Source organism: Chryseobacterium sp. SN22, assembly GCF_008329705.1.
Taxonomy (GTDB): domain Bacteria; phylum Bacteroidota; class Bacteroidia; order Flavobacteriales; family Weeksellaceae; genus Chryseobacterium.
The window spans coordinates 47726-62211 of record NZ_VTSX01000027.1 but is presented as its reverse complement, the minus strand read 5'-3'; the positions used below and the strand labels follow the sequence as shown (position 1 = coordinate 62211).

Genomic DNA, 14486 nt, shown 5'->3' with positions numbered 1-14486 from the left:
ATATGATAGCTTATGTTTTAACAAATTGAATTAAGTTTAAAATGTCATGTTTATTGTCTTGTTATGGATATGCTAAATATGGATTTTAACTTTATGAAAATTTTAACAGTACCACGAAATTTTAGGAATGGTTATTGTTTAATACAGTACAACACAAACAAAATATCAACATTATGAACAATTCAGAATACAACAAAGCAGAAAATGCAGTAGACAACACTGAAAACTCTTTGAAAAATGCTGCAGACAATGCAAAATGGAAAGCTGAGGAATTATCTGACAGAGCCAAGGATTACATCAATGAAAAAAGGTCGAATGATGAAGAGGCAACTCACGAAGACTGGTTAGACAGAGTCAAAAATAATGCTTCGGATACGTGGGATGATATCAAAGACAAAGCAAATGACGCTTGGGAAAAAACCAAAGATGCCGCTGAAGATGTAAAAGCAGAATGGAACAAGAAAACCAATTAAAATTTCAGTCATATAAATATTTTCAAGAAAAACGGAGTCTTTTTATAGAGGGCTCCGTTTTTTATTATGCTCTAAACACAAATTATTGCTACATTTGTAACAAAATAAACATTAAAAAATTATGTCATACGGTTTACTTAAAGGCAAAAAGGGAATTATTTTTGGAGCCCTTAATGAACAATCGATCGCATGGAAAGTTGCAGAGAGATGTCATGAAGAAGGTGCTGAATTTATCTTGTCTAACGCTCCTATTGCTCTTAGAATGGGAGAACTTAACGGATTAGCAGAAAAAACAGGTTCTGAAGTAATCGGGGCGGATGCCACTTCTATTGAAGATCTTGAAAAGCTTTTTGATGCCGCTGTTGCAAAATTTGGAAAAATCGATTTTATCCTGCACTCCATCGGAATGTCCGTAAACGTGAGAAAGGGAAAACATTATACCGAAATGAACTACGACTGGTTAGAAAAAGGCTGGGACATCTCCGCTGTATCTTTCCATAAGGTAATGCGGGTGGCGTACGAAAAAGACTGTATGAATGAATGGGGAAGCATCCTGGCTTTATCATATATTGCTGCGCAAAGAACGTTCCCTGATTATAACGATATGTCTGATAACAAAGCCTATCTGGAAAGCATTGCCAGAACTTTCGGTGGCTATTGGGGGGAAAGAAAAGTACGTGTAAATACGGTTTCCCAGTCTCCTACCCCTACCACGGCAGGAAGTGGTGTTAAAGGTTTCGGAAATTTCCTTGGTTATGCAGAAGACATGTCTCCGCTTGGGAATGCTACAGCTCTTGAGTGCGCGGATTACTGTGTGACCCTATTCTCTGACCTTACGAAAAAAGTAACCATGCAGAATCTTTTCCACGACGGAGGTTTCAGCAGTTCAGGGGTTACCCAGAAAGTGATCAGTAAATATGATGCTGAATAATTCAGTACATTTTTCACTTATAAATAAAGCCGGGACAATCTGTTCCGGCTTTTGCATTGTAGTGCAGATCCAAATAGCCATTTAATAAATTTTATCACCGAAGCTTTTTGCTTTATCTTTCCGTAAACAGCATGCCTCTCCGCAACAGGATATTGATTTATTAACAGCAATTTATCAATACAAACGAGAATAATTTCCAGCCTACGGCTTCCCAATCTGTTGTATAAAAAAATCGGCAGAAACCAGGTTTCCGCCGATCGTTAAAAAATAAATGTTAACATGAAGTGTTCTTTATAAAATCACCGTCTGTATGGAGTGGGCCGGCGCATTTAATTTAGCTGCCATTCCTTCGATCCACAGATTGGCATCAATATCGTTATCCGAATCGTTCATAATCACGGTGACCAACTGTCCGTTCTGATTCATGAACGTAGTAGAGGTCAGGGCAATCCTATTTGATGAGCTTCCGATTCTTACCGCATTGGGCTTAATATATTTGGAAACATGGCCGACATAATAGTATTCGTAGGTATAATGAACTTCTCCGGTTTTCGTATCGGCAATGATCGGGGCAAAGCAGAAATTTCCAACGTGGTTCGGTCCGCCGGTTTCGTCAAGAAGAACGTTCCAGTCCGTCCATAAAGCCGTCCCTTTATTAAAGTCGTTCAGCATATTTCTTCCGTACAACTCACCCAGTTTGACATCGTAAATCTTAGACAGGTCGAACTGTTCCTTACAGCCTTCGGTAAAAGCCAGAAACTTATCCGGGAAAGCCCTTTGGGTTTCTGCCAGGTTATCAAAAAGCTGGGTTTTGTTGTTCCAGGTTTCGTACCAGTGGTAGCCGATTCCGGCAGCATATTTTGAAGTTTCGGGATCACTTAGGGTAGTAGTTGCTCTTTGGTATATAAGGTCACGGTTATGATCCCAGATCATTACTTTTTTATCCTTGAAACCGTTTTTCCAAAGCGTAGGTCCCAAATTATTCTTCAGGAACTCCCCTTCTTCCTGAGCGGTGTAAATACAGGATTCCCAGGTTTGGGTAGCCATGGGCTCATTCTGAACGGTTAGTCCCCAGACCTTGATGCCTCTTTTTTCGTATTCTTTGATAAACCGAATGTAATAATCTGCCCAGGTCTGATAAAAAGCATTTTCCAGCCTTCCGCCCTTCAGCATGCTTTTGTTGGATTTCATCCAGGCCGGCGGGCTCCATGGTGAAAAATAAAAGGTAAAATCTTTTCCGATTGATTTCTGCGCTTCTTTGATCATCGGAATTTTATACTGCTCATCATGGGCGACATTAAAGGATCTTAACGATGTATCGTTTTCATCAACATAAGTATAAGAATCGCTGGAGAAGTCACAGGAATTCATATTGGTACGGACCACAGTATATCCCAGGCCATTTTTGCCGTAATAGGCTTCAATAATTTCTTTCTGCTTATTTTTGGGAAGCTTGTAAAAAGTTTCTGCAGAAGCATCGGTAATCGCCCCGCCGATGCCTATCAGTTTCTGATATTTAAAATCCGGGTCCACAAAGATGCAGGCATCCGTTTCTTTCGGCTGGTCCATCTTTTCAAATGTTACCATTCCTTTATCTGCCATTTTCTCATTGGCTTTGGCATTGGTAAGAATAAGTTTTGCAGTTTTTCCGGCGTTCTTTTTCCAGTAATCCTGCGCATGAACATTGACGGTTATCCCAATAACCAGGCAGCTTACGACTAATCTCTTCATTATATCATTTCTTATTTTTATAATTCCATCTTCCTGACAAAGAAGATTATTTTTGTAGTATTTATTTATTCTGATAGACCCTTACGTAATCGATTTCAAATCTCTGAGGAAAAATCGTGTCATCAATTCCTTCTTTCCCACCCCAGAATCCGCCGATGGCAAGATTTAAGATGATGAAATAAGGCTTATCGAAAGGCCAGGCTCCGGGGGTCTTCTCTCTATTTTCGTAGGTAAAAAACTTTTTATCATCTACATAGACCTCAATTTTTTCCGGCGACCAGTCCGCTTTGTAAACATGAAACTTTTCGCTTGCATCTTTTACGAACAGGGTATCGGTTTTCTGGGTCTGCATGATATGGTTGTACTTTTTGGTATGCACCGAAGCATGGATGTATCCCTGATGATAGCCTACGTGCTCCATAATATCCAGCTCACCGTCATCCGGCCACTTTTTCATATCCTCGCTCATCATCCAAATCGCAGGCCACGTTCCGCGCCCTTTCGGAAGTTTTGCGCGTACTTCCACCGTTCCGTACTGGAAAGAAAATTTTCCCTTGGTCAGCAATCTTGCAGAAGTATATTTCTTATCTTCCCGATTTTCTTTCCGGGCTTCGATAATCAGTTTTCCGTTTTCCACCCGGGCGTTCTCCAAATGGTCTTTGGTGTAAAACTGTGCTTCTTCATTTCCGAATCCGCTGCCGCCGGTATCATAATTCCATTTGGATGCATCGGGTAATCCTTTATCCTTAAATTCATCGCTCCAGATCAGTTTTCTATTTTTATCCGGTCTGGTTGAGGCGCAGCCCGCAATGGAGAACAGGAATATTCCGCCAATAACTAAATGAATAACAGGTTGGAGTTTCATAAATACATTCAGGATTTGAAATTCAAAATTAAGTCTTCTGCCGCCAAAAGCGGGTTTTATCCCGCTTTCAGTAAGTAAATTCTGTATTTATTTTAACCAATTGATTCTTTTCGTCTGAACGTCCTGAGAACCGGTTCCGACCATGATGTCGAATTCCCCTGCCTCCCAGTCATAGTTCAGCTGGTCGTCATAGAATTTCAGGTCTTCGGGAGTTAATGTAAAGGTAATGGTCTTAGTGTCCCCTTTTTTAATGAAAACTTTTTCAAAGCCTTTCAGCTCTTTGACCGGCCTTACTACTTTTCCGAAAAGATCCCTGATATAAAGCTGTACGACCTCTTCCCCATCATAATTTCCGGTATTGGAAACATTCACGCTGATTTTTAAAGTCTGGTTTCCTTTAAGGTTCGTTGAACTTAGATTCATATCAGCATATTTAAACTGAGTATAGCTCAGACCGTAGCCGAACGGGAACTTAGGATCGTTATCCAGATCGATATAGGCTGAAACATAATTCCTGTCGGTATTGTTTTTCGCCGGCCTTCCCGTATTGTAATGGTTATAGTGTACCGGGATCTGTCCTTCCGTTCTTGGGAAAGTCATCGGAAGTTTCCCTCCCGGATTTACGGTTCCGAAAATAACGTCGGCGATGGAGTTCCCGGCCTCCGTTCCCAGCCACCAGGTGTAAAGAATGGTTGGAATATGGTCTGCTGCCCAGTCAAAAGTCAATGGCCTTCCGGCATTGATCATCAGGACAACCGGTTTCCCGGTTTTGGCAATTTCCTTTAAAAGCTCTTCCTGAACACCTGAAAAATGAATATTGCTCCGGCTTTTGGCTTCACCGCTCATCGCATGGCCTTCACCAAGCGTCATGATCACTACATCCGCTTTTTTTGCGGTTTCCACAGCTTCGTCGAACATGGATCTGTCCTGATCGTCTACATTACAGCCTTTTGCATACAGCAGGGTAGAATTTTTATCCAGTTGATTTCTAATTCCATCAAACTGCGTTATAATTCTCTGATTGTCATCTTTAAAAGCGACTGACCAAAAACCATGGTTGACAGAGGTTTCCTTTCCAAAAGGTCCGATCAGAGCAACAGTTTTTGTTGATTTTGAAAGGGGTAGAATGTTTTTCTGGTTTTTAAGCAGGACAATACTTTTCGAACCGAATTCCCTGCCGAATTTTCTGTTCTCCTGATTGTCGGTCTGTATCTGCTGCCTTTTCTCATTGCTGAACCGGTAAGGATCATCAAACAATCCCATTTCGAATTTTTTAATTAAAATCCGTTTGGCAGCATCATCAATCAGCTTCGGATCTACTTTTCCTTCCTGAACCAGTTTGGGAAGCTCAGCCATGTAAGCACGGCTTTCCATATCCATATCGCTTCCGGCAATGATGGCTTTTTCTGCGGCTTCTTTATTGTCTTTTGCATAGCCATGGGGAACCATTTCCCCGATGCTTCCCCAGTCCGAAACCACAAAACCCTGATAATTCCATTTTCCTTTTAACAGATCCCTTAAAATATAGCGGTTGGCTGTTGCCGGAATCCCGTTGATGTCATTAAAAGAATTCATAAAAGTAGCAACGCCTGCTTCGGCAGCTGCTTTGAACGGGGGAAGATAAGTTTCGTTCAGCTGCCTGAGGCTCATGTCCACGGAATTGTAATCCCTGCCGCCGACTGCCGCTCCGTACGCTGCAAAATGCTTGGCGCAGGCCATGATGGCGTCAAGGTTTCCAAGGCCTTTCCCCTGAAATCCTTTGATCCTTGCCAGACCAATCTGCGTTCCCAGGTAGGTATCCTCGCCGGAACCTTCCATTACCCTTCCCCATCTCGGGTCCCTGGCGATGTCAACCATCGGGGCAAAAGTCCAGTGAATGCCGTAAGCTGAAGCTTCCGTGGCTGCGATTCTTTCTGATTTTTCAATTAATTTTAAATCCCAGCTTGCCGCCTGTCCCAAATTTACCGGAAAGGTAGTTCTGTAGCCATGGATGACATCCTGCCCAAACAGCAACGGAATTTTCAACCTAGACCTTAAAGCCAGTTCCTGAAATTTCCGCGTTTCCACGGCACCCGAAACATTGAGCATGGAACCTACCTTGCCCTGCTTTATTTCATTTAAAACATTTGCAGAATTGGAGTTCTGAGGACCGGTGGCGTATTCAAAACCACTGTACTGAACAAGCTGACCGACTTTCTCCTCCAGCGTCATTTTCGACAATATATCAGCCACTTTCTGATCGATGGTCTTTTGTCCGAATGCCGGGAAACCGAATGCAGTAAATGCCAATATGAAATAAACTCTTTTCATGACGAATATTAAAAGATATAGGTTGCTGTTGAAATGCCCGGAATCGTTACAGAGGCTGCTTTCTGATTGTATTTAATATTAAATGCTTTATCTGAAGAATTGCTGTTCTGAACAATCAGAACTGTTTTTCCTACCGGCGTTTTGAAAGCCACCGTTGAGAGGTTATCGCCTTGGGTGGAAGCAATCCTCTGGGAATTTACCGGAACAAATTTCGAAGCGTGGGCAATGATGTAATAGGCTACATTTTTATCATAGCTGCTGCCTCCATTTACGGTAATCGCTCCTTTACATTGTGTACAGCCACCCGGTGTGTGAGGGCCGAACGATGCATCATTAGCAACATTCCATTCCAATGCGGTTCTGCTCCAGTTTCTCATGGACCCAATAATAATGTTTTTTACGTGCCAATCCAAATCTCCTGAGAAATTTCCGGTGGAACTGGTCCATTGCTCTGTAAAATAAACATTTTTATTCGGAAATAAATTATGCACCGTTCCCAAGGCCGAGATATCTCCTGCATACAGATGGAAAGCAGATCCGTCTACATAAGGGTTGGCTGCCGGATCGTTCAGGACTGCCAACGGATAAGCCGGATCGTCGCAGTTGTGATCGTAAGCGATAATCTTCGTAGTGATATTGGCTGCCTGAAAGGCAGGCCCTAAATTGCCTTTGATAAAAGTCGTCTGATGGCCGGCCGTCATATACATGCTCGGGTTGTTTCCCGGGTGCAAAGGCTCATTTTGCGGCGTGATGGCATCGATCTTAATACCCTGCGCCTGCATTGCCTGGATGTATTTTACAAAATATTGGGCATAAACGCCATAGTATTCAGGCTTTAAGCTTCCACCCATCGTATTGCCGTTGTCCTTCATCCAGACCGGCGGTGACCATGGAGTGGCCAATATTTTAATATTCGGATTGATGACCAGAATATCTTTTAGCATCTGGATCACCGCCTGATCTTTGGTAAGACTAAACTGTGCCAGCGTAGGATCGGTTTGCCCTGCCGGCATATCGTCATAGGAAAAGACTTCACTGTTCAGATCCGAAGCACCGATGCTGATCCTCAGGTAACTGATACCGATTCCCGAGCTGCTGAATAAATCATTCAGCAATTCCTGTTTTTTAGCTGCACTCAGCTGGTTGATCACCTGAACGCTTCCTCCGGTAAGGGTATATCCGAAACCGTCGATGGTCTGGAAAACCTGTGCCGGATCGATCTCAACGGTTGTTCCCGTGCCTGCGGCTCCTGAAAAGTAGGCTGTGCCCTGTTGCTGTAGTTTCACCGACTGGTCTCCTTTCGTCAGCCACACCTGTACGGGATCTCCGGTGGTAGTTCCACCGGTGCCGTTCCCCGGATTGTCGCCGTTACCGGCCAGATCCGAAGACGTACTGCTGCAGCTTAAAAAAGAAAGAAGCGCTACACCGCAGAGTGCAGCACTTCTAAGTACGAAACTATATGAATGTTGTGATTTCATATCAAATTATTGCATTCTACGGAATTCAACTTTATCAACTTTTAAGCTGTTAACAGTTCCTCCCCCACATTTAATTTCCAAATAAACTGTTCCAGTAGTCGTTGCTGTATAGACTCCGCTATTTTTAGAACCATTACACCCTACAGAGGAAACTTTTCCTTTAAACTTACTGGTTCCGCAACCATCCCAGGTATTGATGTTTCTGTAAACCGTACCGCTGATATCCTGTCCGTCTACCGGAGCTGTGCTTAGTACATATACTTCAAACCAGGTATTTACCAATGGGGTTTCTGATGCTGCTACCAGATCAATGGAATATTTACGTCCGGCCACTACATTTACAGCCTGATAAATTCCCTGCTGATTGCTTCCGCTTGCTACAATTGTTGCTACGCCGGTACCATTTCCTATTACCCACTGCGCTCCTGAAGCACTTATTTTATGGATCGACCATTTTGCAGCTTCAGCCGGCGTATCAAATCTTCCTCCCTGGATCATATTACCGGCAATCGGATCTGAAGTCGGAACAACCACTGTTTCGCTGGCCGTTCCTCCCAAAGCTCCTCCAACGCCTATAGCCTGATGCTGGATCACATAGGTGCCTGCATCCGGCAGAAAGATTTTCTCTTCTTCTTTGCCGGTATTAAAGCCGTCGTCATCAACATTCCATTTTGACATCAGATAGTTGTTGAAATTTCTTTTTATGGAATAATGGTTTTCTGAAGTTTTGGTAATCTTGAAAGATGCATCCAAAGGTCCCTGCACAATACCGTTTCCATCACCATCGATGGTATCCGGAGTACAGCTTGCAAAGAAAAGCATTGCAGGAGCCAATAGTATACTTTTGCTGATATATTTTGTTATCATTTTTAATTTTTTTTTGGATTAATAGCCTGGGTTTTGTTTCAATGCAGTATTGATTAATTCATTAAAAGGTATCGGAAGAATTTCATTTTTACCCGCGGTAAATCCTCTCGCTCCTAATTTTGCCGGTGCATCTCCCCATCTTACCAAATCAAACCATCGATGTCCTTCTCCTGCCAATTCCCGTCTCCTTTCATCTTTGATCGCCTGCATTGAAACCGGAACTGATGCCAAACCAACTCTTGCTCTAACAGCATCAAGCAATGCCTGTGCTCTCGAACCGGTGCCATTTAATGCTTCAGCTTCCATCAGATAAGTATCCGCAAGCCTGATGACCATATAGTTCTGACGGAAATTCAATTCTACATTGCCTGCTCCCGGAGTGATATCAGAAGTTCTCGGTAAGAATTTATTTAAGAAATATCCGGTATCTCTGAATCCTGGTGAGTAAGTAATTTTATCCTGTTCTTTCAGTATTTTCCCATTGAAAATAGTTGCATTTAAACGCGGGTCACCCTGCATGAAATTAAAAAGATCTTCTGTCACAGGATTAAAACCCCAACCGGAATAAATACTCGGCGCATCATTATTAGGTGTTGTCGTTTTACGTCCGTAGGAAATAATTCCCAACATTACATTAATAGAGTTCCCTTCATCTTTTCCATTTCCCCAATTTGTCCAGGTTCCATTTCCTTTGGTGGTATGATTGACTTCAAGAATAGATTCAGTTGTAAATTTATTATCAACCACCCAAAGACTTGCAAAGTTCGGAACTAATGCATATCCGTATTGGCTTGTTCCTCCAGGAGTTCCATTAACCTGTTGCAGTTCGGCTGCAGCCAGGTTGTACTTCTTATCATACAAATAAATTTTCCCTAATATAGCTCGGGCTGCCCCTTGCGTAATTCTCCCTTTCTCACTATCTGAAGAAATATTTAAAGGAAGATCACCGATTGCCGATACAATATCGGCCTCTATCTGATTATATACTTTTGCCGGATCTTCCTGTGGAATATTGTAATAGTCGTCTGTTGCCAGGATAGGCTTGGTTATAAGAGGAATATTTTTAAATATTCTTACCAGTTCAAAATAATATAATGATCTTAGAACTTTTGCTTCAGCAATAAATCTCTTTTTTTTCTGATCATCCATTTTAGCATTCGGAATCCTGTCTATTAAGATATTAGCTTTAGCAATACCCTGGTAATAATCTTTCCAATAGCTTGCCGGCATGATAACGGGGTTCAGGGAATAGTTTGAAAAGCCCTGTATACCTGCTCCATCCGATGAATTTCCTCCACCGGAATAAAAGTCATCTGAAGCTGCATTGAAAAAAGTCACCATATTTTCAAAACCTCCGGAATATTTTCTCAGCATATCATAGGTAGCCACCAGCCCTGAAAAAGACTGTTCTTCATTTTGATAATAATTATCCGTATCAAAGGTTCCTGTATTCTTTACATCCTCTAAATTGCTGTTATTACAAGATACTGCGCCAAGACCGATACCGGCCAGCATCAAAACAGAAATACTTTTATATATAAATTTTTTATTTTTCATTTTTCTTTAATTAAAATTGAACATTAGCACCGAAAAGAAACGTTCTGGCCTGTGGATAATACGCTCTGTCTATCCCGAAAGTATCTCCTCCTGCAATTTCAGGATCATATCCCGTATATTTTGTAAAAGTTACCAGATTTTCTCCTGTCACATAAAATCTTATTTTAGAAGCACCTATGGCTTTCGCAGCATCCTGAGAAAGCGTATACCCTACCTGAATTAATTTCAGACGCAGATAATCTCCCTTCTGAAGGTAATAATCCGACATCTTGGTATAATTCTGATTCGGATCATCTTTGGTAACCCTGGCAATGGTATTGGATGTTCCTTCGCCTGTCCAACGGTTCAGAATGGCAGTCTGATAGTTAGCCTCCTGAATATCAAGCCTTCTCAGTCCCTGGAAAACTTTATTACCGGCCTGTCCCTGTGCAAAAACCATTAAGTCAAAGTTTTTGTAATTCATATTGACCGTAAAACCAAATGTATATTTCGGCACAGAATTTCCAAGGTTTACAAAATCATTGTCATCAATTTTGCCGTCTCCGTTTGCATCCAGTCTTTTATAATCTCCTGGTTTCGCATTGGCCTGAATCAGTCCTCCGGAAGCATTCCTGTAAGCATCTATTTCAGCTTGGTTCTGGAAAACCCCCAGATTCTGATAACCATAGAAAGAACCATAAGATTGGCCTACCTGTAATCTTGAAACCTGCCCTAAGGTCTGATATGATGCAAAATTCACAAATTCTTTATCGCCTTCAAGTCTTAAGATTTCATTTTTCAGATAAGCAAAATTTCCATTGGCAGAGATACCGAAATCTCCCCAGCTTTTTTTGTATCCTAAACTTACTTCAATTCCATCATTATTCATATCGCCGATATTTCTGAAAGGATTTTGGCTTAATCCCAAATATCCGGGAAGTTCAACTCTTCTCAGAATATCCGTACTCTTTTTCCGATAGAGGTCGACACTCAGATCAAAATTTCTGAAAAGTTTAAGGTCGGCAGCAATATTGATCTGCGATGTTCTTTCCCATTTTAAATCAGGATTTTCCAATGTACTTGGCGCATATCCTACCCGGATGATATTATCTCCGAAAGTGTAGTTGCTACCGGGAACAAGAAAACTTGCGTAGGCAAAATCATCAATTGCATCATTACCCAGTACTCCGTACCCTCCTCTCAGTTTGAAGCTATTGACCACATTGTTTTCGGGCCAGAAGCTTTCATTGGAAATATTCCATCCCAATGACATTGCCGGGAAATTACCCCAATGGTTGTTTCTTCCAAATTTTGATGAACCATCTCTTCTCAGCGTACCTGTGAAGAGGTATCGGTTATTATAATCATAGACTACTCTGGCGAAATAAGATGCTTTATGAGTCTGTTTCCCGTCCCATGCGTTCGAAGTTTTATCTGATTCTGCGACATCAAAGTTAAAAGATGCATCTTCCCAATTGTTTACCGGAAGATTTTTATAAGTAGCACCCTGCCCGTAAGAAATATTATACTCATAATATCCCTGACCTAATAAGACGCTTAAATTGTGCGCTCCGAATTTATTCTGATAAGTAAGCGTATTTTCAGTGTTCCATTCAAATTTTTTCTGCATCTCACGATAAAGGCTGTTGGTGAGGTTATTATTTGCAGTACTTAAATAAGCGATGGGAGTAAAAGCCTGATTGCCCCAATAGGCAAGTTTTCCATTAACACTTGATTTAAAATTGATATGCTTATTGATTTTTACATCTGCGAAAACATTGGCTACAATATCATCGGACCATCTGTATCTCCCTCGTTGTGTTTCCTGGAATGCTAATGGGTTAGTCATTTCCTTACTCACATAGCTGGAAATTCCATAAGGGTTTCCATATTGATCCCTTACAATATTAGCATTATTCGTGTAGACAGGTAAACTGAGGTCAGTAGCAAGTACAGACGTGATGGGATCAAGATTAATGGCTGAACTCAGCGGTCCTCCGAATTCATTGTTATCATCTATTCCCTGGGCTTTTACATGTGTATAGGCAAAGGTTTGCCCCACAGTCAGGAAATCAAAAACTTTATGGGTGGAATTAAATCTTCCGTTGATTCTCTTATAATTAGAAATGTCTCTTAAAACAATTCCTTCCTGGTCGTAGTAACCAAATGATGTATAAAATGTGGATTTATCACTTCCCCCACTGATGCTGATCTCATGAGACTGCCGCTGTGCACTGTTAAAAATCTGTTTCTGCCAGTCCGTTCCTGTTCCCAATGAAGCGGGATTAGAAAACATAGGAGCTTTTCCGTCATTGGCATTAGCTTCGTTCATGATGGTTGCGTACTGGGTAGCATTCAGCAGATCGAGCTTTCTGGCAGCACTTCCAACTCCGAAGAAGCCGTTGTACGAGAGATTCATTCTCCCTCTAGCTCCTTTTTTGGTTGTGATGAGCACTACCCCTTTTGCTGCGGAAACCCCATAGATTGCTGCGGAAGCACCATCTTTCAGGATTTCCATCCCTTCGATGTCAGACTGGTTCAGCCATCCGATGTTATCCACTACGATACCGTCCACTACCCAAAGAGGATTATTACTTCCTGCGCCGAAACTGGTAATCCCTCTCACCCGTACGGTGGGAGCTGAGCCCGGTTGTCCGGAATTTGATATCACACTTACACCGGCTGCCCTTCCTTGAAGAACCTGTTCGGGTCTGCCCGCTACCGGAGCATTTTCAATGTCACTGGCCTTAATGCTGGAGATGGCTCCCGTTACGTTGCTCTTCTTCTGGGTACCGTAACCGATCATCACGACTTCCTCGATTTTCTGCTCTTTGGGAAGCGTGTCGTTTTTTGTGTTCTGGGCATTGAAGCTGGCAGTAAAATACAGCACTGCCACCATCCCCAAATTCCTAGATATTCTTACATTCATATACAGTTAGTTTTTTAATTCTCAAATTGAGACAATAAAAATATATTTTTTTTTAAATAATTAACATTTTATTAATAACTATTTTAATATTTCCAGTATTTTTGGGGGTTTCAAGGCCTAAATTTTATCCTGCAAACCCTGATTATTTTTAAAAATCCGATAAAAAGTTTCCCCAAAATGACATCCAAGCTCTCCGAATTTTCACTTCCGCTCAAGCTTACCTTCCTTATTTTCTCCATGGTGCTAAACTGCATGGGCATTGTGATTCTTCAACTTTCGGCAGCAAAAATCACTTATGATAAGCTGGGTTTTTTAGAGTCTTTCAAGGATCTTCCCGTTGCCTTTATTTCACTTTTTGCCGTTAATTTTATCAACAGAGCCGGCATGAAAAATTCCCTGATTCTAGCTTTAACAATTGTTGGGATTTGTTCACTAATTTTACCGTTTGTCGAGGTTTTTTGGTTTTATAAATTATGGTTTGCCATTATCGGAGCTTGTTTTGCGATTGTGAAAATCTGTGTTTTTGGGATTATCCGAAACAATATTCCTGATGAAATGTCGCTGGCAAAAACCATGAACAGCGTGGAAGCTTCATTCATGATCGGGATTTTTGTGGTAAATACCGGTTTTGGCTGGCTGATCTCCAGCCGGTTTTCAGAATTCTGGAAATTCGGGTTTTTATCAATTTCGGTCTTATCCGGGATCGCGATATTTCTGTTTTCAAGGCTCCGGATTTCGGAACCTGACAAAAAAGGACAGAATAACATTTTTAAGGAAGTCTCCAATTTAATGAATCCAATACTGATCATTTTTCTGGCGGTTATTTTTTCCATTCTCTTTGTTGAACAGAGCTTCAATTCCTGGCTGCCTTCGTTTTATAAAAACCATCTGAAGGTCAATTCTTTTTTTGCCCTTCAGGCTTCATCATTCCTGGCCTTGTTTTCCTATATCGGAAGAATAATTACGGCCAATATTATTCAAAGGTTCTCATTATCGAAATACTATATCCTGTGCATTTCGTTAATTCTGCTGGTACTGACGATCATCATCGGAATCCAGTTTGCCGATGCGGAAGACTCACGGGTCCTGCTCTTTTTATTTCCCGTGATCGGGCTTTTCCTTTCACCGCTTTATCCGGTGATTAATTCTAAAATGATCGTCAGCATCGATAAATCAAAGGCTAATCTTCTTACTTCGCTGATCGTTATTTTCTCCTCACTGGGAAGTTCGGTAAGCTCGGTGACGATGGCCGTTTTATTTGAAAACAAACTGCTTAATTTTTATCCTTTCTATATTTTGTGTGCTGTGTCCGTACTCTTTATTATTAGCTTAATTTATTTTAGATTTGCAGATCAGAAAATTTAGA

At 41.5% G+C, this 14486-nt stretch carries 10 protein-coding genes; 3 read left to right on the top strand and 7 right to left on the bottom strand.

Translation table 11 applies throughout. The features are described 5' to 3' along the window. Positions 1 to 173: 173 nt before the first annotated feature. Together FY557_RS16995 and FY557_RS16990 are read left to right on the top strand one after the other, a co-directional pair. Complete coding sequence (locus FY557_RS16995) at positions 174 to 473, top strand: hypothetical protein (protein WP_149248433.1); 300 nt, start codon at positions 174 to 176, stop codon at positions 471 to 473. A 121-nt stretch (positions 474 to 594) separates the two neighbouring features. Continuing rightward, positions 595 to 1404: an enoyl-ACP reductase gene (locus tag FY557_RS16990; protein ID WP_149248432.1), complete on the top strand. Its 810-nt coding sequence runs from the start codon at positions 595 to 597 to the stop codon at positions 1402 to 1404. A gap of 291 nt (positions 1405 to 1695) precedes the next feature. On the opposite strand, the gene FY557_RS16985 is transcribed toward FY557_RS16990, so the two are convergent. The 7 genes from FY557_RS16985 to FY557_RS16955 all read right to left on the bottom strand — a co-directional run bounded on the left by FY557_RS16985 (position 1696) and on the right by FY557_RS16955 (position 13120). Then, on the bottom strand, positions 1696 to 3135 hold the full coding sequence (locus tag FY557_RS16985) for a glycoside hydrolase family 30 protein (protein WP_149248431.1): 1440 nt from the start codon (positions 3133 to 3135) through the stop codon (positions 1696 to 1698). Positions 3136 to 3196: 61 nt separating this feature from the next. Continuing rightward, entirely contained in the window at positions 3197 to 4000 is an 804-nt protein-coding gene (locus FY557_RS16980; protein WP_149248430.1) for a family 16 glycosylhydrolase, read from the bottom strand. Positions 4001 to 4087: 87 nt separating this feature from the next. Continuing rightward, on the bottom strand, positions 4088 to 6310 hold the full coding sequence (bglX, locus tag FY557_RS16975; RefSeq protein ID WP_149248429.1) for a beta-glucosidase BglX: 2223 nt from the start codon (positions 6308 to 6310) through the stop codon (positions 4088 to 4090). Positions 6311 to 6318: 8 nt separating this feature from the next. After that, the gene (locus tag FY557_RS16970; RefSeq protein ID WP_149248428.1) at positions 6319 to 7788 is read right to left on the bottom strand and encodes a glycoside hydrolase family 30 protein; all 1470 of its coding nucleotides are present in this window, start codon (positions 7786 to 7788) and stop codon (positions 6319 to 6321) included. A gap of 6 nt (positions 7789 to 7794) precedes the next feature. Beyond that, the gene (locus FY557_RS16965) at positions 7795 to 8655 is read right to left on the bottom strand and encodes a hypothetical protein (RefSeq protein ID WP_149248427.1); all 861 of its coding nucleotides are present in this window, start codon (positions 8653 to 8655) and stop codon (positions 7795 to 7797) included. An 18-nt stretch (positions 8656 to 8673) separates the two neighbouring features. Continuing rightward, positions 8674 to 10212 carry a RagB/SusD family nutrient uptake outer membrane protein gene (locus FY557_RS16960; RefSeq protein ID WP_149248426.1) on the bottom strand — a complete coding sequence of 513 codons (1539 nt, stop codon included), beginning with the start codon at positions 10210 to 10212 and terminating at the stop codon, positions 8674 to 8676. A gap of 10 nt (positions 10213 to 10222) precedes the next feature. Continuing rightward, positions 10223 to 13120, bottom strand: a complete 2898-nt coding sequence (locus FY557_RS16955) for a SusC/RagA family TonB-linked outer membrane protein (protein ID WP_149248425.1) — start codon at positions 13118 to 13120, stop codon at positions 10223 to 10225. Positions 13121 to 13297: 177 nt separating this feature from the next. On the opposite strand from FY557_RS16955, the gene FY557_RS16950 reads away from it, so the two are divergent. Beyond that, on the top strand, positions 13298 to 14485 hold the full coding sequence (locus FY557_RS16950; protein ID WP_228451815.1) for an MFS transporter: 1188 nt from the start codon (positions 13298 to 13300) through the stop codon (positions 14483 to 14485). The last annotated feature ends 1 nt before the right edge of the window (position 14486 follow it).